Here is a 23593-nt window from a genome sequence, read left to right on the forward strand (position 1 = left end):
GCTGATCTTACAGCTCCTTCACAGCTGTCAGGAGAGCGTTTCCAACCGGACCTGCACACGAGAAAGCGCCGGGCCCCCACTCGAAGAGATGGGGGCCCGGCGCTCGGTGCCTTACCGGCGGACGTCAGCCGTTGCGCTTCCAGCGCGGCTTGTCGTCGCGGCGCCCGAAGGACGAGCCGCCGGTGCCGCGGTGGTCGTCACGACGGCCGTACGGGCGGTCGTGGCCACCGGACCGGAAGCCCGGACGGTCGTCACGACGGTCGCGGTTGAAGGGACGGTCGCTGCCCCGGTGACCGCCACGCTCGTCACGACGCTCGAAGGAACGGCCGGCCGGACGGTCGTCACGGCGGAAGCCGCCACGGTCGTTGTCGCGACGCTCGAAGGAACGCCCACCACGGTCACGGTCGAACGAACGGCCGCCACGGTCGTCACGGCGGTCGTCACGACGGAAGCCACCACGGTCGTTGTCGCGACGCTCGAACCCGCGCTCGCCACCACGGTCACGGTTGAACCCACCACGGTCACGGTCGAACGAACGCCCACCCCGGTCATCGCGACGGTCATCACGACGGAAGCCACCACGGTCGTTGTCCCGACGCTCACGACGCTCGTACGGCGCCGGAGCCTCGGCCCGGTCGACGTCCTGCGCCACCGGCTGCTCGGGCACGGCCACCTCGGCGGCCTCGACCGCCGCGGCCTGCGCCTCGGCCACCGCGGCCTCCGGGTCCTCGCCCCGCTCGCGCGCCACACGGGCGACAAGACGGTCGGACTCCTCACGCAGCTCCACGGCACGCCGCTGCGCCCGCTCCAGCTGCTTGGTGAGCTGGGCGACCTCGCGCTCGGCCTGCTGAGCGGCGTTACCGGCCGACTCGGCCTGCACCTCGGTCATCGAACGAGCGCCGGTGATCTCGGCGACCTCCGGGTCGAACGCGGCACCGCCCTGGATGATGTGGCGCGAGGCGTCGACGCCCGCGTCCTCCATCAGCCGGAAGATCTGCCGGCGCTGGTGCGGGAGGGACAGCGAGACGACCGTGCCGGTACGGCCCGCACGAGCCGTACGGCCCGCCCGGTGCAGATAGTCCTTGTGGTCGCCGGCCGGGTCCACGTTCAGGACGAGGTCGATGCCGTCGACGTGGATACCGCGCGCGGCGACGTCGGTCGCGACGAGGACGTTGACGTAGCCGTCCTTGAAGTCCGCGAGGGTCCGCGTCCTGGCGCCCTGCGTCATACCGCCGTGCAGCGCGTCCGCCTTCGCACCGGCGTCGCGCAGCTGCTCGGCGACACGGTCGGCGCCCAGCTGAGTGCGCACGAAGATGATGGTGCGGCCCTTGCGGGAGGCGATCGCGGCAGTGACCGGTGCCTTGTCCTTGGGCTTCACGATCAGGATGTGGTGCGACATGGTCGTCACCGCGCCCTGGGCGGCGTCGACCTCGTGCGAGACCGGGTTGACCAGGTAGCGCTTGACCAGCGTGGAGATCTCGTTCTCCATCGTGGCCGAGAACAGCATCCGCTGACCGCCCGCCGGAACCTGGTCAAGCAGCTCGGTGACCTCGGGCAGGAAGCCCAGGTCGGACATCTGGTCGGCCTCGTCGAGCACGGCGACCTCGACGTCCTCGAGCGAGCAGGCACCGCGGTTGATGATGTCGCGCAGCCGGCCCGGGGTCGCCACCAGCACATCCACACCCCGCTCCAGGGCGTAGATCTGGTTCCCCATGGACGTACCGCCGCACACGACCTTCATCTTCAGGCCGAGCTGGTCGCCGTAGGGCTGGAGCGCGTCCGCGACCTGCATCGCGAGCTCACGGGTCGGGGTGAGGATGACGGCGCGCGGCTTGTGCTTCTCCGTACGGCCGCCGGACAGACGGGCCAGCGTCGGCAGACCGAACGACAACGTCTTGCCGGAGCCCGTGCGACCGCGCCCCAGGATGTCCTTGCCGGCCAGGGCGTCCGGAATGGTCGCGGCCTGGATCGGGAAGGGGACCGTCACGCCGTTCTGCGCGAGCTTGCGCACGACGCCCTCGGGCAGACCGAGGTCCGCGAAGGTGATCTCGGGGGCGGTCGTCTCGTCGTTGTTCTCGCCGTTCTCGGGCACGACGACGTGATCAGTACTGGAAATGGACATGCGTAAGCGAAACCTTCCGGAGTCTCGTCGGCACGCGCCCGTCAACTCCGTGATTCGCATTACGACCGCCTCAATGCGGTCCGCCACGGCAAGGGAGAGTACGCGCCACACGGCGCGCTCTGCGTTGGCGCCGGGCAAATGGGATCAAACGATCTACCACCATACGCACCCCCAGCCCCCCGAGGCAAACCGACCAAGGCCGGTGTAGGCAACGTCACTCCCGACCACGCCGCCCGCCCCCGAACCTCACGCCGGCGCCCCCGCGGCCGGCGCCGGCTCCCGCTGCCCCAACTGCGGCCCCGTCTCCTCGTGCGCCGACGACGAAGGCTCCGCCTGCGTGGGCGTCGGCGTGACCGTCGTCGGCTCCTGGGTCGGCGTCGGCTCCGGTTCCACCGTACGGGTCGGCGTCGGCTCGACCGTCCGCGTCGGACCCGGCTTCTCGGACTGCCCCGGCTTCGGCGGCCTGCCCCCGCCCACCGGAGCCGACACACTCACCTCCGCCGACGGCGAAGCCGAGGGCGACGCCGACTCCCCGGCCTTCTTCCTGCCCTTCCCCTTGCCCTTCGCCTTGTCCGGCTTGCCGTCGTCACCGTGCGCGCCATACCCGGACCCACCCCCCGACACGGCCGAACCCCCGTCCGGCGCCTCACCACCACGCTGCCCCGCGGAATGCGACGGCTTCGCGCTCCCACCGCCGTCGTCGTCGCCGACACTCATACAGCCGGCGGCAGCGGCGACGGCCACCACCGTGGCGGCCAGACGGACAGGTACGGACAAAGGGCGCACGGGGGCCACCTCCAGTGGCGGGCGAAGAAGTCAACCTGCCCAACTCCCGCCGCCCACAAGAGGACACGCGCCCCGCGACACGGCCCCACGGCCCGTCCGCGCTCACCCGTAACCGAGTGCGTGCAACCGCTCGTCGTCGATCCCGAAGTGATGCGCGATCTCATGCACCACCGTCACCTCGGTCTCCTCGACGACCTCCTCCCGCGACCCACACATCCGCAGCGTCGGCCCCCGATAGATCGTGATCCGATCCGGCAGCACCCCGGCATACCACTCCCCGCGATCGGTCAGCGGCGTCCCCTCGTACAACCCGAGCAGCTCCGGATCGTCCGCGGGCGGTTCGTCCTCGACGAACACCGCGACGTTGTCCATCAGCCGCGTCAGCTCCGGCGGAATCCGGTCCAGCGCCTCGGCGACCAGTTCCTCGAACTCCTCGCGCGTCATCTCCAGCACACGCCCATTGTCGGGTACGACCCACCCCGGAAGGAGCCGCCAACAGCCCCGCATACCCACCCGCGCACTTGGGCATACGGGACCAATGGCCCGCGTCCCCGCCGCAGTCATGAAGGCCCTCGGCCACGTCCCCAGGGCCCCGCGCGCCCTCGCCCGCCGCCACTCGACCCGCCGCCCGCTGCCCACCCTGGAACTCGTCACCCAGCCCCACCCCTGGACACGCGCCCTGGGCCTGGTCACCGTCGTCCTCCTGGGCGCCTGGCTCGGCCTGCTCATCGTCGGCAACGTACGCGTCCCCGTCGGCCCCATGAACACGACAATGACGCTACGCCCGTCCATCACAGGCGGCACAAAGATCAACGTCTCCCCCCTCGGCGCCCTCCAGCTCGACAGCCACATCGCACCCGTACGACTGGACGTCAACGTCGACCAGCTCGACCCCGAACGCGCCCAAGCCCTCGTCGACCACCCCGAACGGCTCTCCGGCCTCCAGGAGGAAGTCGCCCAGGACGTCGCCCACGGCACCCGCGACCTCGCCATCCGCAGCTGCGTCGCCGTCGTCACCGGCGCCGCCGCCCTCGGCCTCGCCGTCTACCGCCGCCCCCGCCGCGCCCTCGCCGCGGGCGGCATGGCCCTCACCCTCCTGGCCGCCTCCGGCGGCACCGCCTACGCCACCTGGAACCCGGAGTCGGTCCTGGAACCGAAATTCTCCGGACTCCTGTCCTCCGCCCCGTCCCTGGTCGGCAACGCACGCAGCATCGTCACCGAATTCGACGTCTACCAAAAGGAATTGGCCCGCCTGGTCACCAACGTGACCAAGCTCTACGACGCCACCTCCACCCTCCCCGCCTACGCACCCGACCCGTCCACCATCCGCGTCCTGCACGTCTCCGACATCCACCTCAACCCGGCGAGCTGGAAGATCATCGCCTCACTGGTGAACCAGTACAAGGTCAACGTGATCGTCGACTCCGGCGACACCATGGACCACGGCACAGCCGCCGAGAACGGCTTCCTCGACCCCATCGAGGACCTCGGCGCCCCCTACGTCTGGGTCCGCGGCAACCACGACTCCCACCTCACCCAGCGCTACCTCGAAAACCTCAAGAACGTCCACGTCCTCGACGACGGCACAGCACGCACCATCGCCGGCCTGCGCTTCGCCGGCATCGGCGACCCCCAGTTCACCCCCGACCGCTCCCAGATCGCCGGCGGCGACGCCGCCAACGAACTCGCGGGCGCCCGCCTCGCCACCGCCCTGCGCGACCAGCAGACCGCCGGCACCCCCGTCGACGTCGCCGTCGCCCACGAACCGGCCGCCGCCCGCCAGACCGACGGCGAGGTCCCACTGGCCCTGGCCGGCCACCTCCACCACCAGGAAATGGAGGTCATGCGGTACGGCACCCGGCTGCGCCTGGAGGGCTCCACCGGCGGCAGCGGCCTGCGCGCGGTCGAGGGCAAGCATCCCGACCCCATCCAGACCTCGGTCCTCTACTTCGACCGCCAGACCCGCCGCCTCCAGGCCTGGGACGAGATCGAACTGGGCGGCCTGGGCCTGACCACCGCGGAAGTACGACGCCACCTGGTGGAGGAGAACCAGCCGGGCGCGACGGACTCCCCGAGCCCGACGGGCTCGTCCCCCAGCCCCTCCCCGTAAACCGTTTTGGCGATACCTCCCGCCATCCCATATGCTTCTCACGTCCCCGACGCGCTGAGAGGCGCCCAGGCGGGCCGATAGCCCTCATCGTCTAGCGGCCTAGGACGCCGCCCTTTCAAGGCGGTAGCACGGGTTCGAATCCCGTTGGGGGCACGCAGTACGGTGTGCGACACTGTCGTACGCAACGCAAGGTCCTGTGGAGCAGTTTGGAGTGCTCGCCACCCTGTCAAGGTGGAGGCCGCGGGTTCAAATCCCGTCAGGACCGCCAAGGCTTTGTACAAGGCCTTGATGGCTGGGTAGCTCAGTTGGTACGAGCGTCCGCCTGAAAAGCGGAAGGTCGCCGGTTCGACCCCGGCCCCAGCCACAGACAGAACCCCCGTCGAGTGATCGACGGGGGTTCTCTCGTGTGCGGCCGTTCCCGGTCGGTTCGAGCGGGCCGGAGCAAAAGCGTTCGCCATGGATTTCGGGGGGATGAGATCCTGGGGTCCGTATGTCTACGCAGCCCGCCCCCGCCCTCGGCCATCTGGCCCCCCGCCTGAACGAGCTGTCGTTGCGCGATGCGCACCGGCTCGGTCGGCGGCTCGAAGGTGCTCGCAAGATCCGTAAGCCGGAGGCGCGGGCCGCTGTGCTCGCGGAGATCGAGGCGGAGGTCGCCAAGGGCGAGGAGCGTATCGCCGCCCGGCGCACCCGTCTGCCGGCGGTCACGTATCCGGAGCAGTTGCCGGTCAGCCAGAAGAAGGACGAGATCGCGGCCGCCATCCGCGATCACCAGGTCGTGATCGTCGCCGGTGAGACCGGTTCCGGCAAGACGACGCAGATCCCGAAGATCTGCCTGGAGCTCGGGCGCGGCGTGCGGGGGATGATCGGGCATACGCAGCCCCGGCGTATCGCCGCTCGTACCGTTGCCGAGCGGGTGGCCGAGGAGCTGGACACGCCGCTCGGTGAGGCCGTGGGCTGGAAGGTGCGGTTCACCGATCAGGTGAACCCGGACGCCACCTTCATCAAGTTGATGACCGACGGCATCCTGCTCGCCGAGATCCAGACCGACCGCGAGCTGCGCGCCTACGACACGATCATCATCGACGAGGCGCACGAGCGGTCGCTCAATATCGACTTCCTGCTCGGGTATCTGGCGCAGCTGCTGCCGAAGCGGCCGGACCTCAAGGTCGTCATCACCTCGGCGACGATCGACCCCGAGCGCTTCTCGCGGCACTTCGGCGATGCCCCGATCGTCGAGGTGAGCGGGCGGACGTATCCCGTGGAGGTGCGTTATCGGCCTCTGCTCGAAGAGGACTCGGAGGACTCCGACCGGGATCAGATCACCGCGATCACGGATGCGGTCGAGGAGCTGATGGGGGAGGGGAAGGGCGACATCCTCGTCTTTCTCTCGGGTGAGCGGGAGATCCGGGACACGGCTGATGCGCTGACGAAGAAGCAGTACCGGTTCACGGAGATCCTTCCGCTGTACGCCCGTCTCTCGCATGCCGAGCAGCATCGCGTCTTCCAGCAGCACACGGGTCGCAGGATCGTTCTGGCCACCAATGTCGCCGAGACCTCCCTCACGGTGCCCGGGATCAAGTACGTCATCGACCCCGGTTTCGCCCGGATCAGCCGGTACAGCCATCGCACGAAGGTGCAGCGGCTCCCGATCGAGCCGGTTTCCCAGGCCAGCGCCAATCAGCGCAAGGGCCGCTGTGGGCGTACGAGTGACGGTGTCTGCATCCGGCTGTACAGCGAGGACGACTTCGTCGCCCGCCCCGAGTTCACCGATGCGGAGATCCTCCGGACGAACCTCGCCTCCGTCATCCTGCAGATGACCGCGGCCGGGCTCGGTGACATCGAGAAGTTCCCGTTCATCGATCCGCCGGACCACCGCAACATCCGTGACGGCGTGCAGCTCCTGCAGGAGCTCGGTGCGATCGACCCGGCGGAGAAGGACGTACGCAAGCGGCTCACGCAGACGGGTCGCAAGCTGGCGCAGCTGCCGGTGGACCCGCGGTTGGCCCGTATGGTGCTGGAGGCCGACCGGAACGGCTGTGTCCGTGAGGTCATGGTCATAGCGGCGGCGCTGTCCATCCAGGACCCGCGTGAGCGGCCGGCGGACAAGCAGGCGCAGGCCGACCAGCAGCACGCACGTTTCAAGGACGAGACGAGTGACTTCCTCGCGTATCTGAATCTGTGGCGCTATGTGCGGGAGCAGCAGCGCGAGCGGGGGTCGTCGTCGTTCCGGCGGATGTGCAAGCAGGAGTATCTGAACTTCCTGCGCATTCGCGAATGGCAGGACATCTATACGCAGTTGCGTACGGTCGCCAAGCAGATGGGCATCCATCTGAACGAGGACGACGCTCCCTCCGATCGCGTGCATGTCTCTCTTCTCGCGGGCCTTCTCTCCCACGTCGGGATGAAGGACGTGAAGGACGGCGCGAAGAACGAGTACCTCGGGGCCCGGAACGCCAAGTTCGCGGTCTTCCCCGGTTCGGCCCTGTTCAAGAAACCGCCGCGTTTCGTGATGTCGGCGGAGCTGGTGGAGACCTCCCGTCTGTGGGCCCGTGTCAACGCGAAGATCGAGCCCGAGTGGGTCGAGCCGCTGGCCGGGCATCTGCTGAAGCGGACGTACTCCGAGCCGCACTGGGAGAAGGACCAGGCGGCGGTGATGGCGTACGAGAAGGTCACGCTGTACGGCGTCCCGATCGTCGCCCAGCGCAAGGTCAACTACGGCCGGATCGACCAGGAGGTCAGCCGCGAGCTGTTCATCCGCAACGCCCTGGTCGAGGGGGACTGGCGCACGCACCACAAGTTCTTCGCCGACAATCGCAAGCTGCTGAGCGAGGTCGAGGAGCTGGAGCACCGGGCGCGGCGCCGGGACATCGTCGTCGATGACGAGACGCTGTTCGACTTCTACGATGCCCGGGTGCCCGAGCATGTCGTCTCCGGTGCCCACTTCGACTCGTGGTGGAAGCGCAAGCGGCACGAGGAGCCGGAGTTCCTGGATTTCGAGCGGGAGATGCTCATCCGGGAGTCGGCGGAGGCGGTCACCAAGGCCGACTATCCCGACTCGTGGCGGCAGGGGCAGCTCAAGTTCCGGGTGACGTACCAGTTCGAGCCGGGTGCGGACGCGGACGGTGTGACGGTGCACGTCCCGCTGCAGGTTCTCAACCAGGTCACGGACGAGGGCTTCGACTGGCAGATCCCGGGTCTGCGGGAGGAGTTGGTGACGGAGCTGATCCGGTCCCTGCCGAAGCCGATCCGCCGCAACTACGTGCCGGCGCCGAACTTCGCCAAGCGGTTCCTGGACTCCGCGGTGCCCTTGCAGGAGCCGCTGACGGTGACCATGGCGCGTGAGCTGAAGCGCATGGTGGGTGTGCCTTTCACCGCCGACGATTTCGATCTGTCGAAGGTCCCGGATCATTTGCGCGTCACCTTCCGCATCGTCGACGAGCGGCGCCGCAAGCTGGCGGAGGACAAGGACCTGGAGGCGCTGAAGCTCCGCCTGAAGCCGAAGGCGCGCAAGGCCCTCTCCCAGGCCGCGGCGGCCACCGCCTCCCGTGAGGGCGGGGAGTCCCTGGAGCGCGAGGGTCTGACCGACTGGAGCATCGGCTCGCTCACCCGTGTGTTCGAGACCCGTCGCGCGGGTCAGCCGGTGAAGGCGTATCCGGCGCTGGTGGACGACGGTGACACGGTGTCGGTGCGTCTGTTCGACACGGAGGCGGAGCAGGCGCAGGCGATGTGGAAGGGCACGCGTCGGCTGATCGTGCGCAACATCCCGGTCAGTCCGGCGAAGTACGCGAGCGATCACCTGACGAACGCCCAGAAGCTCGCCCTGTCCGCGAATCCCCATGGGTCGGTCCAGGCCTTGTTCGACGACTGCGCGTTGGCGGCGGCGGACAAGTTGATCGGGGACTTCGGGGGGCCGGCGTGGGACGAGGAGTCGTACCGGAAGCTGTACGAGAAGGTGCGTGCCGAGATCGTCGACACGACGGTCCGTGCGGTGGGCCAGGTGCAGCAGGTGCTGGCGGCGTGGCAGGCCGCCGAGCGTCGTCTGAAGGCGGTACGCAGCCCCGCGCTGCTGGCGAACCTCACGGATGTGCGGGGGCAGCTGGACGGCCTTGTGCAGCCCGGTTTCGTGACGGAGGCGGGGCTGCGCCGGCTGCCCGATCTGATGCGCTACCTGATCGCGGTGGACCGTCGGCTGCAGCAGATGCCGACGAACGTCCAGCGGGACACGACGCGCATGGAGAAGGTCCATGAGATGCGGGACGAGTACGCCTGGCTGCTGGAGCAGATGCCGCAGGGGCGTCCGGTGCCGCAGCAGGTGCTGGATGTGCGCTGGATGCTGGAGGAGCTCCGAGTCAGCTATTTCGCCCACGCGCTTGGCACCGCGTACCCGATCTCGGACAAGCGGATCGTGAAGACGATCGACGCGCTGGCTCCGTGACGGACTGTGCACGCTGGGTGAGTTCGCCCAACGGGCGCACCCTCCTGTACAGTCTCTTCTCGCAGCGCAACGCACGAATAGCGCAGCGAAACCTGGTCCTGTGGAGCAGTTTGGAGTGCTCGCCACCCTGTCAAGGTGGAGGCCGCGGGTTCAAATCCCGTCAGGACCGCAGTGAAGGAGAAGGGCCCGCATCCCACAGAGGGTGCGGGCCCTTCGGCATCCCGCCGCTCCACCGCCCGCCACCCTGCCAAGGCGGAGGCCGCGCCCGCGGCGCAGCCGCAATCGGGTACAGCAAATCCCGTCAGGACCGCAGTGAAGGAGAAGGGCCCGCATCCCACAGAGGGTGCGGGCACTTCGGCATCCCGCCGCTCCACCGCCCGCCACCCTGCCAAGGCGGAGGCCGCGCCCGCGGCGCAGCCGCAATCGGGTACAGCAAATCCCGTCAGGACCGCAGTGAAGAAGAAGGGCCCGCATCCCACAGAGGGTGCGGGCCCTTCGGCATCCCGCCGCACCACCGCCCGCCACCCTGCCAAGGCGGAGGCCGCGCCCGCGGCGCAGCCGCAATCGGGTACAGCAAATCCCGTCAGGACCGCCGCCAGCGAAGTCCGTCCGACCAGGGATGCGGGGCCCTTCCGCATGCCACGCCGCGCCTGCCGCCGCTCCACCGAGAGCTCGGGTTGGGTGCATGCCACCTTGACGGCGTCACATTCACTGGGTACCCAGAAATCAGGGCCCTTTCCCGCGTGGCCCCTGGAGGTGGCATATGGCGGCAACGGCGAGGCACGAGACGCGGGCGCTGCTCCGCGCGCATCTGTCGGCCGCTGCCTCCTATCGACATCTCACACGGCACTGCCCGATCTGCCACCGGCTGCTGCGGCTCGCGATGGACTCGGGTACGCGGGCCTACCAGCCGGTTCCGTACGAGGTCACCGAGGATGAGGCGCCGTCCACGGCATGACCGTGGGCCACGTCAACTCCCGTCCGGCCGTTGGCCGCTGGAGCATGCGTCTCCCTTTAGCGCACATAGGCCAGAGGCAACAAGCACCGTGGCATGTGACGGGTGTCACCGTATAAGTTTCCTCGGGGGTAGGTCTTACACCCCTCCTACAACTGGTCAATTTAATATGTGCAATTGCACCAGCATCCACGCTGGTTTCGGGCCTTCTCCGGCACTCACCCGCCTCGCTCCGGGCGCGCACACAGCTCACACACGGCGAACACTCAGAGTGAGCGCGCAGGAGATCCGACAGCCCTCCCCAGACTCCGACAAGGCCACTCACAGGATCACCGGCCGGCGCACACTCCGCGCACAAAAAAGATCGCGCTGGACTCGGCGGAGTCCAGCGCGATCTACGACGCACCCTTGTTGCGTGCCTGAAGTGCTCTGTTGGCTGGGGCGTGGGCTCTGTTGGGGCAGGACCCGCGTCGCTTGGAGCTAGGGTCCGGGCGCTGCGGCGAGTTGGGGGAACCGCCGTTTTGCCCGGCTATGCAGCTGTTCAGGCCTCGCTGCGCTGCTGCGGGATACCCGCGAGCAGAGCGCGGACCTCAGCCTCGCGGTAACGGCGGTGACCGCCGAGCGTACGGATGGAAGTAAGCTTCCCGGCCTTCGCCCACCGCGTGACCGTCTTGGGGTCGACGCGGAACATCGTGGCGACCTCAGCCGGGGTCAGCAGCGGCTCGGCATCAGGGGTGCGAGCGGTCATGAGCGGCCTCCTCGGGAGAACCGAACCTTCTCGGTTCTTTCCTCTAAATTCTGCACCTTGACCCGCGTTGCCCGAAATGGCGGACGCGAGTCGAGTCGGTTATAGGACGAACGGCTTGTCCTCGGCACTACAACTACACCATCTGTCCAGCCGCGTCGGCCAAACCGATGGAATTGCCCTCCCAGGTAGTCATCAGCGACGGATGCCGATGGACCATGCCATAGCGGACAGTCACGCCACTGTGACGATCAGTCACAGTGGCGTGCAGGAGTCTCAAGACCCCCCAAAGCGTGCAATGTCGAGATGGAGTCCTCCCCGGACTCCTTGTCCTATTTTGGCACGAGGGGGGGTTAGGGACGCAAGAGCCGCGTACGTGCATTCCGTCACGCTTGCGGCCGTTGACACACCCTTGATGCATGCGCCCGGATCGGGACCTACGTCCCTTGTTGACGAGGCATCAAGGACCTCAGAACGAGCACGAAACCCCAAAACGGGCGTCCCGTCAAACGCCAGTTCGTTACTTCACACAGTGCGTCAGATCACACCGCATGCTGTGCTCCAGGTCACTCCGACGGCGGCTCAGTTGGCCGAGCGCCGGTCCCGCACCGACCGCCATCGCTCCACGAGCCGTGCGTAGGCCTCCCCGGCCCCCGCCCCGTCGCCCTGCCGCAGCGCCTCGATGCCGTCGGCCACATCGGCCGCCGAGTGGTCGTCCTCCAGCTCGCCGGCCGGGAGGGTGTGCACCAGACCGCCGTAGTCCAACTCGACCAGCGAGCGGGGATGGAACTCCTCCAGCCAGCGCCCGACGTCCACCAGGCCGTCGATGAGCGGTCCTTCGTCGATCGTGTCCTTCAGCGTCCGCAGGGCCCGCGCCACCCGGCGGCGCGCCTGCACCATCGGCGTCCGGTAGCGCAGCGTGGGGGGAATCTCGCCCGAGCCCTTGTCGAACCGGCGCTCCTCGTCCGAGACCAGCACGAACCAGTGCAGCGGGATCTGCCAGGTCGAGGTGCGGATCCATGGCCGGGCGTCCGGGTTGCGGGCCAGCCAGCGCTCGTAGTCCTGGGCCGCCTGCCGCCGTACGAACTCGGGCAGCACCGCGTCCAGGACGGGCCTCGGCAGCTCGTCGCCCAGCTCCCCGAGCGCCTGCCAGCCGCGCAGCCGGGTGCGCCACGGGCACACGCACAGCACGCCGTCGATCTCCAGCACGAAGGCGTCGCCGCTCTCGTGCACCGGCACCGGGACGGGCGGGGTGGGCAGCAAGTCCGCCAGGGAACGGCGCAGTTCGTCCTGGTACGAGGGACGGTCGGGGCGGCGGGCGTAACGCGCCCAGTGGCCGCGCTCCGGCTCCGGGAAGGCCGCCAGCGGTTCATAGACCCGCAGATACGTCGCGTACGGGACGATCACCGAGGACACCTTGGGCACGCCTGCTCCCTCCCCCGCCCTCTGCCAGGGAAACCTGCGAAACCCGCTGACAAATGCGCGGGAAAACTATGCAAATCGTCGCACGGACGTACTCCGCCAGTAGGTGATCCTGAGCACTGCGGGTTGGACGGGCGCTCGCGGGTCTAATCTCATGCTCAACAAGCTCCCGCCACCTGTACGGGAGCTCGCTCCAACCGCCGCACCGTACTCAGGAGTCACCACAGTGACCGACGTAACACACGGCGTCCTGCACACCCTGTTCCACTCGGACCAGGGGGGTCATGAGCAAGTCGTGCTCTGCCAGGACCGCGCCAGCGGCCTCAAGGCCGTCATCGCCATCCATTCCACCGCCCTGGGCCCCGCCCTCGGCGGTACGCGCTTCTACCCGTACGCGACCGAGGAAGAGGCCGTCGCCGACGCGCTGAACCTCGCCCGCGGGATGTCCTACAAGAACGCCATGGCCGGTCTCGACCACGGCGGCGGCAAGGCCGTGATCATCGGAGACCCCGAGCAGATCAAGTCCGAGGAGCTGCTGCTGGCCTACGGCCGGTTCGTGGCCTCGCTCGGCGGCCGCTACGTCACCGCCTGCGACGTCGGTACGTACGTCGCCGACATGGACGTCGTGGCCCGTGAGTGCCGCTGGACGACCGGGCGCTCCCCCGAGAACGGCGGTGCGGGCGACTCCTCCGTGCTCACCGCCTTCGGCGTCTACCAGGGCATGCGCGCCTCCGCCCAGCACCTGTGGGGCGACCCGTCGCTGCGCGGCCGCAAGGTCGGCATCGCCGGCGTCGGCAAGGTCGGCCACCACCTGGTGGAGCACCTGCGTGCCGAGGGCGCCGAGGTCTTCATCACGGACGTGCGCGAGGAGGCCGTCGGCCGCATCCTCGCCGCGCACCCGGAGGGTGTGACCGCCGTCGCCGACACCGCGACCCTGATCCGCGTCGAGGGCTTGGACATCTACGCCCCGTGCGCGCTCGGCGGGGCCCTGAACGACGACACCGTGCCGGTGCTGACCGCCAAGGTGGTGTGCGGCGCCGCCAACAACCAGCTCGCCCACCCGGGTGTGGAGAAGGACATCGCCGACCGCGGGATCCTCTACGCGCCCGACTACGTGGTGAACGCCGGCGGTGTCATCCAGGTGGCCGACGAACTGCACGGCTTCGACTTCGAGCGGTGCAAGGCGAAGGCCGCGAAGATCTACGACACCACGCTGGCCATATTCGCACGTGCGAAGACGGATGGGATTCCGCCGGCTGCCGCAGCCGACCGGATCGCCGAACAGCGGATGCACGAGGCGGCATCGGCGCGCAAGACGCGCTGATCCGGACGGGCAGGGACCCGTCGGCGCACACTTAGAGAGAACTCTCACGTTCGTCGGCGGGTCGGCTGCCAAGAAGTGGTTAAAATCGCGGTTGACCAGCGAGGACAGGGCACCTCGAGGGTCCTGGGCACACGCGCGTGCTGCGGGCGACGTACCGTATGGGCGCGGGCTCAGGTACCGTGGAAGCCCTACGGACCGGTCTCTCCGAGGAGAGCCCGTTCCAGATCATGAACGCGTGTCAAGACTCTGGGGCCGTCGAGCCCCGTCACCGAGGGGGTCGAGCCATGGGGCGCGGCCGGGCCAAGGCCAAGCAGACGAAGGTCGCCCGCCAGCTGAAGTACAACAGCGGCGGGACTGACCTGTCGCGTCTGGCCAACGAGCTGGGCGCTTCGACTTCGAGCCAGCCGCCGAACGGCGAGCCGTTCGAGGACGACGAAGAAGACGACCCGTACGCCCAGTACGCGGATCTCTACAACGACGACGATGAGGACGACGAGGACGACGAGTCCGGTCCCACGTCGCAACAACGCCGCGGCGCTTGACTACCCAGCAGTGCCTGACCCGGTCCTGAGCGGTGACCCCGCCGGACCGGGTTTTGCGCTGCTGTCGCGCCGCTCTCAGGCGTAGTCGCCGACCAGGGCGGCACCGGTGGTGTGCTCGCCGCGGTCCGTGATCTCGCCCGCGACCCATGCGTCGACCCCGCGGTCGGCCAGTGTCGCCAGGGCCGCGTCCGCGGACTCCTCCGGCACGATCGCGATCATGCCCACGCCCATGTTCAGGGTCTTCTCCAGCTCCAGACGCTCGACAGAGCCGGTCTTGCCGACGAGGTCGAAGATCGGGGCCGGGGTCCAGGTGGAGCGGTCGACGGTCGCGTGCAGCGCGTCCGGGATCACCCGGGCCAGGTTGGCGGCCAGACCGCCACCGGTGATGTGCGAGAAGGCGTGCACGTCGGTGGTGCGGGTGAGGGCCAGGCAGTCCAGGGAGTAGATCTTCGTGGGCTCCAGCAGCTCCTCGCCGAGGGTGCGGCCGAGGTCGTCGATCTGCGCGTCCAGGGCGAGTCCGGCCTGGTTGAGCAGGACGTGACGGACCAGCGAGTACCCGTTCGAGTGAAGGCCGGATGCAGCCATGGCGATCACGGCGTCACCCGTACGGATGCGATCCGGGCCCAGCAGCCGGTCGGCCTCCACAACGCCCGTGCCGGCGCCGGCGACGTCGAAGTCGTCCTCGCCGAGCAGGCCCGGGTGCTCGGCCGTCTCGCCGCCCACCAGGGCGCAGCCGGCGAGCACGCAGCCCTCGGCGATGCCCTTGACGATGGCGGCGACCCGCTCGGGGTGGACCTTGCCGACACAGATGTAGTCGGTCATGAACAGCGGCTCGGCGCCGCACACCACGATGTCGTCCATGACCATCGCGACCAGGTCATGGCCGATGGTGTCGTAGACGCCCATCTGGCGCGCGACGTCGACCTTGGTGCCGACGCCGTCTGTGGCGGAGGCGAGGAGGGGACGCTCGTAGCGCTTGAGGGCGGAGGCGTCGAAGAGGCCGGCGAAACCGCCGAGGCCGCCGAGGACCTCGGGGCGCTGGGTCTTCTTCACCCACTCCTTCATCAGCTCGACCGCGCGGTCGCCCGCCTCGATGTCGACTCCGGCAGCCGCGTAGGAAGCACCGGCAGGACTGGTCTCAGACATTGCCTGGGATCTTTCGGGTTGGTTTCTACGGGGCTTACGGGCGACGGATCGCGTCGGCCGCTGCCGTGGCTGCCGGACCGGCCGCCAGCTCGGTCTCCAGGAGCTGCTTGCCGAGCAGCTCGGGGTCCGGGAGCTCCATCGGGTACTCGCCGTCGAAGCAGGCGCGGCACAGGTTCGGCTTGGCGATGGTGGTCGCCTCGATCATGCCGTCGATGGAGATGTAGGACAGCGAGTCGGCGCCGAGGGAGGTGCCGATCTCCTCGATCGACATGCCGTTGGCGATCAGCTCGGCGCGGGTGGCGAAGTCGATGCCGAAGAAGCAGGGCCACTTCACGGGCGGCGAGGAGATCCGGATGTGGACCTCGGCCGCGCCGGCCTCGCGGAGCATACGGACCAGGGCGCGCTGCGTGTTGCCGCGCACGATCGAGTCGTCGACGACGACCAGGCGCTTGCCCTTGATGACTTCCTTCAGCGGGTTCAGCTTCAGCCTGATGCCCAGCTGGCGGATGGTCTGCGAGGGCTGGATGAACGTACGGCCGACGTAGGCGTTCTTCACCAGACCGGCGCCGAACGGGATCCCGGACGCCTCCGCGTAGCCGATCGCGGCCGGAGTGCCGGACTCCGGGGTCGCTATGACCAGGTCGGCCTCGACCGGGGCCTCCTTCGCCAGCCGGCGACCCATCTCCACCCGGGAGAGGTATACGTTCCGGCCGGCGATGTCGGTGTCCGGGCGGGCCAGGTACACGTACTCGAAGACACAGCCCTTGGGCTTCGCTTCCGCGAATCGGGAGGTGCGCAGGCCGTTCTCGTCGATGGCGACGAACTCGCCCGGCTCGACCTCGCGGACGAAGCTGGCGCCGCAGATGTCGAGGGCGGCGGACTCGGAGGCCACGACCCAGCCGCGCTCCAGGCGGCCGAGGACCAGCGGGCGGATGCCCTGCGGGTCGCGAGCGGCGTAGAGGGTGTGCTCGTCCATGAAGACGAGGGAGAAGGCGCCCTTGACCTGCGGGAGGACCTGATGGGCGGCCTCCTCGATGGTCAGCGGCTTGCCGTCCTCGTCGACCTGGGCCGCGAGCAGCGCGGTCAGCAGGTCGGTGTCGTTGGTGGCCGCGACGCGCGGGGTGCGGCCGCCCTCCTGCTTGGGCAGGTCGGCGACCATCTCGGCGAGCTGGGCGGTGTTGACCAGGTTGCCGTTGTGGCCGAGCGCGATGGAACCGTGCCCGGTGGCGCGGAACGTCGGCTGGGCGTTCTCCCACACGGAGGCACCGGTCGTCGAGTAGCGGGCGTGGCCCACCGCGATATGACCCTGGAGCGAACCGAGCGAGGTCTCGTCGAAGACCTGGGAAACGAGGCCCATGTCCTTGAAGACGAGGATCTGGGAGCCGTTGCTGACCGCGATTCCCGCGGATTCCTGGCCCCGATGCTGGAGGGCGTAGAGCCCGAAGTACGTGAGCTTTGCGACCTCTTCGCCCGGAGCCCAGACACCGAAGACGCCACACGCGTCCTGGGGGCCTTTCTCGCCGGGGAGCAGATCGTGATTGAGTCGACCGTCACCACGTGGCACGGCACCGAGTGTAGGCGAGATCGACCACTGGTCCGAATTGGGGATACGCGCCTGTAAATGATCACTCTGCGGCGGCAGCGTTCACGCGCTCGCCGTTTTCGCTGGTCAGAGTGAGGTTGCGGTGATCGATTCCGTACTTCACCGTGCCGTCGAAGAGCTTGAGGAGCGTCTTCTCCGTCTTCATGAGTGAGGTGTCGCACATCATTCGTGTGGTGGACGCGGTGCCGAGGGTGATGCTGCCGTCGCTGACCGTCGCGGTGGCCTTCACCTTGTTGCAGCCGAGGCTGCCGCTGACCTCTCCGGTCGTCCGGTCGAAGGTGAGGTGGGCCTTGCCGCCGGTGTCGGGGTCGGTGACGGTCCACTTCGTGCCGTAGAGGGAGGCGCCCTCCTGCTTGGTGAGGGCGACGCGGTCGCCGTCGGCGGTGGTGAGGGTGAGCTTGTCGCCGTCGACCTCGGTCTTGAGGTCGCCGTCGAGGAGGACGCGGGAGAGGTTCTGCTCGAAGTCCGGCGGGACGCCGTCACAGGCCATCTCGGTCGACTGCACCTGGTCGAAGGTGACGTGGCTGTCGGCGAAGGCGGCGTCGGCGCCGAAGTTGTTGCAGCCGAAGTTGCCCTTGACCTTGCCGCCGTCGGCGATCCTCAGCCAGGCGCTGCCCGGGGCGTCGCTCTTCTTCCCGTCGACGGTGACGCCGTCGACGGCCCAGTGGACGCCGGTGACGGAGGCCGCGGCCCCGGCACCGACCGATTCGCTGCCCGCGTCCTCGCTGCCGCAGGCGGCGGCGAGCGGGAGGAGGGTCAGTGCGGCGACGGCGGCCAGTCGCTTTGTGTCCATGCCGAGTGTGTCCATGCCGGTGGGACGGGAGGGACACGGGACCGGTTCCGCTTGTCGGCCTGTCAGCCCATCAGTGGCAGCAGCCCGCCCAGGTCGGCCCGCTCCCCGCTCGCGCTGACCTTGGCCTCCGCGACCGCGTCCCGCCACGCCAGCCGCCCGGTCGCCAGCCGCACCCACGTCAGCGGGTCGGTCTCGACGACGTTCGGCGGGGTGCCGCGGGTGTGCCTCGGACCCTCGACGCACTGGACCACGGCGTACGGCGGGATCCGCACCTCGGTCGAACCGCCGGGCGCCTTCACGGCGAGCGCGTCGGCGAGCAGCCGGGTGCAGGCGGCGAGGGCCTGGCGGTCGTAGGGGATGCGGAGGCCGGGGACGGCGGCGTTCAGGTCGTCGGAGTGGACGACGAGTTCGACGGTGCGGGTGACCAGGTAGTCGGCGAGGGTCATCACGCCGGTGCGCGCGGCGAGCAGGCGCTCGCCGGAGGCGGCCTCGAGGTGTGCGGTGAGGCGTTCCTCGGTGCGGGCGTAAAGGGCGTCGAGGTCGGGGTTGGCCTCGGCGAGGTCCCGGGTGCCGTCGGCGATGTCGCCGGCGCGGGCCGCGGTGGCGAACGGCCAGTCCAGGAGGGTGAGCTCTGCTTTCGCCGGCTCGTCGCGGTCGAGGTTACGGCTGACGGTCTCCACGGCCATGGTCACGTGCGCGGCCAGGTCCCGTACCGTCCAGCCCTCCAGGCGGGTGGGAAGGGCGAGTTGATCGTCGGTGAGGGCGCCTACGGCCCGCCGTACATGGCCGAACTGGGCGATGACCGCGGTCCGGATCTTGGCGGGGTCGTAGGTGCGGGCGCGCTTCTTGGCCGGGGGCATGGACGGCAGCCTATGCGGGCTGCGACTGCGCTGCGGGCGCCTCGAAGATCTCCCGGTTGCGGGGGACGCCGATGCCGCGCCAGGTGAAGGGGATACCGCGGGCCGTGTCCGGGTCGGGGCCGTCCATCAGCTGGAAGTGCACATGCGGCTCACTGGAGTTGCCCGAGTTCCCGCAGCGGGCGAGCACCTGGCCGGCGCGCACCCGGTCGCCCTCGGCGACGGTGAGCGAGCCTCGGCCGAGGTGGGCGTATAGCGCGTGGGTGCCGTCACCGAGGTCGAGGACGAGGTGGTTGCCGACGATCCGCCGGACGCCGGCCATCTCGCGCACCGCCCCCTCGACGAGCATCAGATACAGCAGCCCGAACAGCGAGGTGCGGCTCAGATGATCGCGTTGCCGGTCCTCGGCCCGTACGACCGTGCCGTCGGCCACCGCGAGCAAAGGGGCGCCGAAGGCCGGGAAGTCGGCGTTCCGCCGGGCGAGCGGCCACAGCGCGCTGAACCCGGGGCGGGTACCTGGCTCGGGCTCGGCGACGATGTCGATGGCGTAGGTCTGACCGTAGGCGTGCGTGCCGTGGCTCGGGGTGCGGTCGGCCGGGCTGTTGAGTGCCGACCAGCGGCCGGTGACGGGCGGTCGGACCTCGATCGGCGCCCGGTCCTTCGGCGGTCCCTGGGGCGTGCGGCCCGTCCGGTTGACGGCGGTGACCAGGGCGAATGCCAGGACCAGCGGCAGGAAGTTCCACCAGTGCGGATACCCGAAGTCGAGCCAGGCGTCCGCGGTGACCACGGCGAAGAAGGACATCAGCAGGAGCCGGAAGGCGATCATGGCGAGCTTGCGTGCGGACATGTTTCCCCCAGTGTCGATGACTTACGGCCGTGCCGCCGACAGCGCCACCAGGAGCGGTACGACTCGCCCCGGCGGCACCTCGTAGCGGCCCCGGCCTGTGGTGTGGAGCCAGCCCGCGCCGGTCAGCTGGCGCAGGTGGTGGTAGATCTGGCCGGTCGTGCCGATCTCCTCCAGTTCGGCGAGTTCGGCCGCGGTGCACCGACCGCCGAGGACCTCGCGCAGCAGCCGCATCCGGACGGGGTGCCCGAGGGCGGCGAAGGACTCGGCGGTCTCGGTCCAGTCGACGTCGAGCAGACCCTCGGTCAGCGTCCCGTGCTGCCACTCGTACTGCTTCCCGGTCGGCAGCCGTACGGCGCCGGTGAACAACACGCCTCCGTCGGCCGCTCCCAGCTCGGCCAGTTGTTCCTTAAACCCCTGCAGGGCCCAGAAGTCGCCTTCGCCGAGGCGGGGGGCGGTGCGCTGCGCGTTCTCCAGCGCTGCCAGCCGACGTTCGAGGTCGGCGACGCGTTGTTCGAGTTCCACACCTCGATATTACGGAACTACGTAATTACGTGCAACCAGCGCGGGGCGACATGCCGAAGCCCCCGCCCGGTGGACCGGACGGGGGCTTGAACGCCGTACGACTGCTTACGCGAGCAGCGCCGGGATCGTCGCCTCGTGTGTCTCGCGCAGCTGCGCGAGGGGCAGGGTGAACTCGCCCTGGAGCTCCACCGCGTCGCCGTCCACCACGCCGATGCGGGTGACCGGCAGGCCCCGGGCACCGCACATGTCGTTGAAGCGGACCTCCTCGGAGCGCGGGACGGCCACGACGGCGCGGCCGGCCGACTCGGAGAACAGGAGGGTGAAGGCGTCCAGACCGTCCGGGACGACCAGACGGGCACCCTTGCCGCCGAGCAGCGCCGACTCGACGACCGCCTGGATCAGACCGCCGTCGGACAGGTCGTGCGCGGAGTCGATCATGCCGTCGCGGGAGGCGGAGATCAGGATCTCGGCGAGCAGCCGCTCGCGCTCCAGGTCCACCTTCGGCGGCAGCCCGCCCAGGTGGTCGTGGACGACCTGCGACCAGGCCGAGCCGTTGAACTCCTCACGCGTGTCGCCGAGGAGGTAGAGCAGCTGCCCGTCCTCCTGGAAGGCGACCGGCGTGCGGCGGGCGACGTCGTCGATGACGCCCAGCACGGCCACGACCGGGGTCGGGTGGATGGCCGCGTCGCCCGTCTGGTTGTACAGCGACACATTGCCGCCGGTCACCGGGGTGCCCAGCTGCAGACAGGCGTCCGCCAGGCCGCGCACGGCCTCGGCGAACTGCCACATCACGGCCGGGTCCTCGGGCGAGCCGAAGTTCAGGCAGTCGGAGACGGCGAGCGGCTTGGCGCCGGTGGTGGCGACATTGCGGTACGCCTCCGCCAGGGCCAGCTGGGCGCCCGTGTACGGGTCCAGCTTGGCGTACCGGCCGTTGCCGTCCGTCGCGATGGCGACGCCGAGGCCGGTCTCCTCGTCGATGCGGATCATGCCGGAGTCCTCGGGCTGGGCGAGGACGGTGTTGCCCTGCACGAAGTGGTCGTACTGCGAGGTGATCCACTTCTTGCCGGCCTGGTTCGGCGAGCCGACCAGCTTCAGGACCTGGTCCTTCAGCTCGTCGCCGGTGGCCGGCCGCGCCAGCTTGCCGGCATCGTCGGCCTGGAGCTCGTCCTGCCAGGAGGGGCGGGCGTAGGGGCGCTCGTAGACCGGGCCCTCGTGCGCCACGGTCCGCGGGTCGACGTCGACGATCTTGCCGCCGTGCCAGTAGATCTCCAGGCGGTCGCCGTCGGTCACCTCACCGATGACGGTGGCGATGACGTCCCACTTCTCGCAGATCTCCAGGAACCGGTCGACCTTCTCCGGCTCGACGACCGCGCACATCCGTTCCTGCGACTCGCTCATGAGGATTTCCTCGGGAGAGAGTGTCGAGTCGCGGAGCGGGACGTCGTCGAGGGTCACGCGCATACCGCCGGAGCCGTTCGACGCCAGCTCGGAGGTGGCGCACGACAGGCCCGCCGCGCCCAGGTCCTGGATGCCGACGACCAGCTTCTCGGCGAACGCCTCCAGGGTGCACTCGATGAGGAGCTTCTCCTGGAAGGGGTCGCCGACCTGGACGGCCGGGCGCTTCGACGGCTTGGCGTCATCGAAGGTCTCGGAGGCGAGGATCGACGCGCCGCCGATGCCGTCGCCGCCGGTGCGGGCCCCGTAGAGGATGACCTTGTTGCCGGCGCCGGAGGCCTTCGCGAGGTGGATGTCCTCGTGCCGCATCACACCGATGGCACCGGCGTTGACCAGCGGGTTGCCCTGGTAGCAGGCGTCGAAGACGACCTCGCCACCGATGTTCGGCAGGCCCAGGCAGTTGCCGTAGCCGCCGATGCCGGCGACGACGCCCGGCAGGACGCGCTTGGTGTCGGGGTGGTCGGCGGCGCCGAAGCGCAGCGGGTCGACGACCGCGACCGGGCGCGCGCCCATGGCGATGATGTCGCGCACGATGCCGCCGACGCCGGTGGCCGCGCCCTGGTAGGGCTCGACGTACGACGGGTGGTTGTGCGACTCGACCTTGAAGGTGACGGCGTAGCCCTGGCCGACGTCCACGACACCGGCGTTCTCACCGATGCCGACGAGCAGGGCGTCCGACTCGGGCGCCTTCTCGCCGAACTGGCGCAAGTGCACCTTCGAGGACTTGTACGAGCAGTGCTCGGACCACATGACGGAGTACATGGCGAGCTCGGCGCCGGTCGGGCGGCGGCCCAGGATCTCCACGACCCGCTCGTACTCGTCCTTCTTCAGGCCGAGTTCGGCCCAGGGCAGCTCGACGTCGGGGGTCGCGGCCGCGTGCTCGACCGTGTCCAGAGGCGTCCGGCTCATGCGTTGACCAGCTTCTTGAGGATCGAGGTGAAGAAGGGGAGGCCGTCGGTGCGGCCGCTGCCGACGAGCGGCTCCACGGCGTGCTCCGGGTGCGGCATCAGGCCCACGACGTTGCCGGCCTCGTTGGTGATGCCGGCGATGTCGTTGAGCGAGCCGTTCGGGTTGAAGTCCAGATAGCGGAAGACGACGCGGCCCTCCGCCTCCAGCTTGTCCAGCGTGTACTGGTCGGCGACGTACCGGCCGTCCATGTTCTTCAGCGGGATGTGGATCTCCTGGCCGGCGTTGTAGTCGCTCGTCCAGGCGGTCTCCGCGTTCTCCACCCGCAGCTTCTGGTCGCGGCAGATGAAGTGGAGGTGGTCGTTGCCGAGCATCCCGCCCGGGAGGAGGTGGGCCTCGGTGAGGACCTGGAAGCCATTGCAGATACCGAGGACCGGAAGTCCGGCCTTCGCCTGCTCGATGACCGTCTCCATCACCGGCGAGAAGCGGGAGATGGCGCCGGCCCGCAGATAGTCGCCGTAGGAGAAACCGCCGGGGAGGACGACCGCGTCGACCTGGTGGAGGTTCTTGTCCTTGTGCCACAGGGCGACCGGTTCGGCGCCCGCGAGGCGGATCGCGCGCTGGGTGTCCCGGTCATCGAGACTCCCCGGGAAAGTGACGACGCCAATACGAGCGGTCACTTCGCGGCCTCCGCGACTTCCTCAACCTTGACGGTGAAGTCCTCGATCACGGTGTTGGCGAGGAAGGATTCCGCAAGATCATGGATGCGGGCGAGCGCGGCCTCGTCGACCGGCCCGTCAACTTCCAGTTCGAATCGCTTTCCCTGACGTACGTCGGAGATGCCTTCGAAACCCAGTCGCGGCAGTGCGCGCTGCACCGCCTGGCCCTGGGGGTCGAGGATCTCCGGCTTGAGCATGACGTCGACTACGACGCGTGCCACTGGCACTCCCGGTGTGTGGTGCTGAGCAGGTTCCTTCAGACTACCCGTACAAAATTTCTACGCGGGTAGAGTTGTAGGAAGCT

General features: G+C 69.1%; 19 protein-coding genes and 4 tRNA genes. 9 read left to right on the plus strand and 14 right to left on the minus strand.

Going from position 1 to position 23593, the window contains the following annotated elements:
* Positions 1-124: 124 nt before the first annotated feature.
* The 3 genes from ACFPQ9_RS08490 to ACFPQ9_RS08500 all read right to left on the minus strand — a co-directional run bounded on the left by ACFPQ9_RS08490 (position 125) and on the right by ACFPQ9_RS08500 (position 3361).
* On the minus strand, positions 125-2122 hold the full coding sequence (locus ACFPQ9_RS08490; RefSeq protein WP_380849183.1) for a DEAD/DEAH box helicase: 1998 nt from the start codon (positions 2120-2122) through the stop codon (positions 125-127).
* 246 nt (positions 2123-2368) lie between these two features.
* Positions 2369-2908: a hypothetical protein gene (locus ACFPQ9_RS08495; protein WP_380849186.1), complete on the minus strand. Its 540-nt coding sequence runs from the start codon at positions 2906-2908 to the stop codon at positions 2369-2371.
* A 102-nt stretch (positions 2909-3010) separates the two neighbouring features.
* Complete coding sequence (locus tag ACFPQ9_RS08500; RefSeq protein ID WP_194044223.1) at positions 3011-3361, minus strand: metallopeptidase family protein; 351 nt, start codon at positions 3359-3361, stop codon at positions 3011-3013.
* 85 nt (positions 3362-3446) lie between these two features.
* On the opposite strand from ACFPQ9_RS08500, the gene ACFPQ9_RS08505 reads away from it, so the two are divergent.
* From ACFPQ9_RS08505 to ACFPQ9_RS08535, 7 genes are all read left to right on the plus strand, one after another.
* Positions 3447-5018, plus strand: coding sequence for a metallophosphoesterase family protein (locus ACFPQ9_RS08505; protein WP_380849190.1), 1572 nt, complete (start codon positions 3447-3449; stop codon positions 5016-5018).
* A gap of 80 nt (positions 5019-5098) precedes the next feature.
* Positions 5099-5171 (plus strand) — tRNA-Glu (locus tag ACFPQ9_RS08510).
* Between the two features lie 37 nt (positions 5172-5208).
* Positions 5209-5286: transfer RNA gene (locus tag ACFPQ9_RS08515), tRNA-Asp, on the plus strand.
* A gap of 22 nt (positions 5287-5308) precedes the next feature.
* Positions 5309-5382, plus strand: a tRNA-Phe gene (locus ACFPQ9_RS08520).
* A gap of 126 nt (positions 5383-5508) precedes the next feature.
* Positions 5509-9453 carry an ATP-dependent RNA helicase HrpA gene (gene hrpA, locus ACFPQ9_RS08525; protein ID WP_380849193.1) on the plus strand — a complete coding sequence of 1315 codons (3945 nt, stop codon included), beginning with the start codon at positions 5509-5511 and terminating at the stop codon, positions 9451-9453.
* A 94-nt stretch (positions 9454-9547) separates the two neighbouring features.
* Positions 9548-9622 (plus strand) — tRNA-Asp (locus tag ACFPQ9_RS08530).
* A 594-nt stretch (positions 9623-10216) separates the two neighbouring features.
* Positions 10217-10411, plus strand: coding sequence for a DUF6274 family protein (locus tag ACFPQ9_RS08535; RefSeq protein WP_380849196.1), 195 nt, complete (start codon positions 10217-10219; stop codon positions 10409-10411).
* A 538-nt stretch (positions 10412-10949) separates the two neighbouring features.
* On the opposite strand, the gene bldC is transcribed toward ACFPQ9_RS08535, so the two are convergent.
* Both bldC and ACFPQ9_RS08545 read right to left on the minus strand, forming a co-directional pair.
* Positions 10950-11156 carry a developmental transcriptional regulator BldC gene (bldC, locus tag ACFPQ9_RS08540; RefSeq protein WP_003949541.1) on the minus strand — a complete coding sequence of 69 codons (207 nt, stop codon included), beginning with the start codon at positions 11154-11156 and terminating at the stop codon, positions 10950-10952.
* Between the two features lie 579 nt (positions 11157-11735).
* Complete coding sequence (locus tag ACFPQ9_RS08545) at positions 11736-12578, minus strand: DUF8083 family protein (protein ID WP_380849199.1); 843 nt, start codon at positions 12576-12578, stop codon at positions 11736-11738.
* A gap of 223 nt (positions 12579-12801) precedes the next feature.
* Here ACFPQ9_RS08545 and ACFPQ9_RS08550 point away from each other — a divergent pair, with 223 nt between their 5' ends.
* Positions 12802-13899: a Leu/Phe/Val dehydrogenase gene (locus ACFPQ9_RS08550; RefSeq protein ID WP_380849202.1), complete on the plus strand. Its 1098-nt coding sequence runs from the start codon at positions 12802-12804 to the stop codon at positions 13897-13899.
* A gap of 284 nt (positions 13900-14183) precedes the next feature.
* A complete protein-coding gene (locus ACFPQ9_RS08555) occupies positions 14184-14441 on the plus strand; it encodes a DUF3073 domain-containing protein (protein ID WP_194044211.1) in 258 nt (85 codons plus the stop codon).
* A 75-nt stretch (positions 14442-14516) separates the two neighbouring features.
* Here ACFPQ9_RS08555 and purM read toward each other — a convergent pair whose 3' ends face one another.
* The 9 genes from purM to purS form a co-directional block, all read right to left on the minus strand.
* Positions 14517-15587, minus strand: coding sequence for a phosphoribosylformylglycinamidine cyclo-ligase (purM, locus tag ACFPQ9_RS08560; protein WP_380849205.1), 1071 nt, complete (start codon positions 15585-15587; stop codon positions 14517-14519).
* Positions 15588-15621: 34 nt separating this feature from the next.
* Positions 15622-17151: an amidophosphoribosyltransferase gene (gene purF / locus ACFPQ9_RS08565; protein WP_380849208.1), complete on the minus strand. Its 1530-nt coding sequence runs from the start codon at positions 17149-17151 to the stop codon at positions 15622-15624.
* 61 nt (positions 17152-17212) lie between these two features.
* Entirely contained in the window at positions 17213-17983 is a 771-nt protein-coding gene (locus ACFPQ9_RS08570; protein WP_380849211.1) for an META domain-containing protein, read from the minus strand.
* Between the two features lie 62 nt (positions 17984-18045).
* The gene (locus tag ACFPQ9_RS08575; RefSeq protein ID WP_380849214.1) at positions 18046-18843 is read right to left on the minus strand and encodes a maleylpyruvate isomerase family mycothiol-dependent enzyme; all 798 of its coding nucleotides are present in this window, start codon (positions 18841-18843) and stop codon (positions 18046-18048) included.
* A gap of 10 nt (positions 18844-18853) precedes the next feature.
* Positions 18854-19687: a M23 family metallopeptidase gene (locus tag ACFPQ9_RS08580; protein WP_380849217.1), complete on the minus strand. Its 834-nt coding sequence runs from the start codon at positions 19685-19687 to the stop codon at positions 18854-18856.
* Between the two features lie 21 nt (positions 19688-19708).
* Positions 19709-20209 carry an ArsR/SmtB family transcription factor gene (locus tag ACFPQ9_RS08585; protein WP_380849220.1) on the minus strand — a complete coding sequence of 167 codons (501 nt, stop codon included), beginning with the start codon at positions 20207-20209 and terminating at the stop codon, positions 19709-19711.
* A 105-nt stretch (positions 20210-20314) separates the two neighbouring features.
* Complete coding sequence (purL, locus tag ACFPQ9_RS08590; RefSeq protein WP_380849223.1) at positions 20315-22573, minus strand: phosphoribosylformylglycinamidine synthase subunit PurL; 2259 nt, start codon at positions 22571-22573, stop codon at positions 20315-20317.
* Entirely contained in the window at positions 22570-23250 is a 681-nt protein-coding gene (gene purQ / locus ACFPQ9_RS08595) for a phosphoribosylformylglycinamidine synthase subunit PurQ (protein ID WP_380849226.1), read from the minus strand. Before purQ ends, purL begins: the two co-directional genes overlap by 4 nt.
* Complete coding sequence (purS, locus tag ACFPQ9_RS08600; protein ID WP_015659417.1) at positions 23247-23510, minus strand: phosphoribosylformylglycinamidine synthase subunit PurS; 264 nt, start codon at positions 23508-23510, stop codon at positions 23247-23249. The genes purQ and purS overlap by 4 nt, the downstream gene beginning before the upstream one ends.
* Positions 23511-23593 lie beyond the last annotated feature (83 nt).

The organism is Streptomyces coerulescens (assembly GCF_042657965.1).
Lineage (GTDB): Bacteria > Actinomycetota > Actinomycetes > Streptomycetales > Streptomycetaceae > Streptomyces > Streptomyces coerulescens.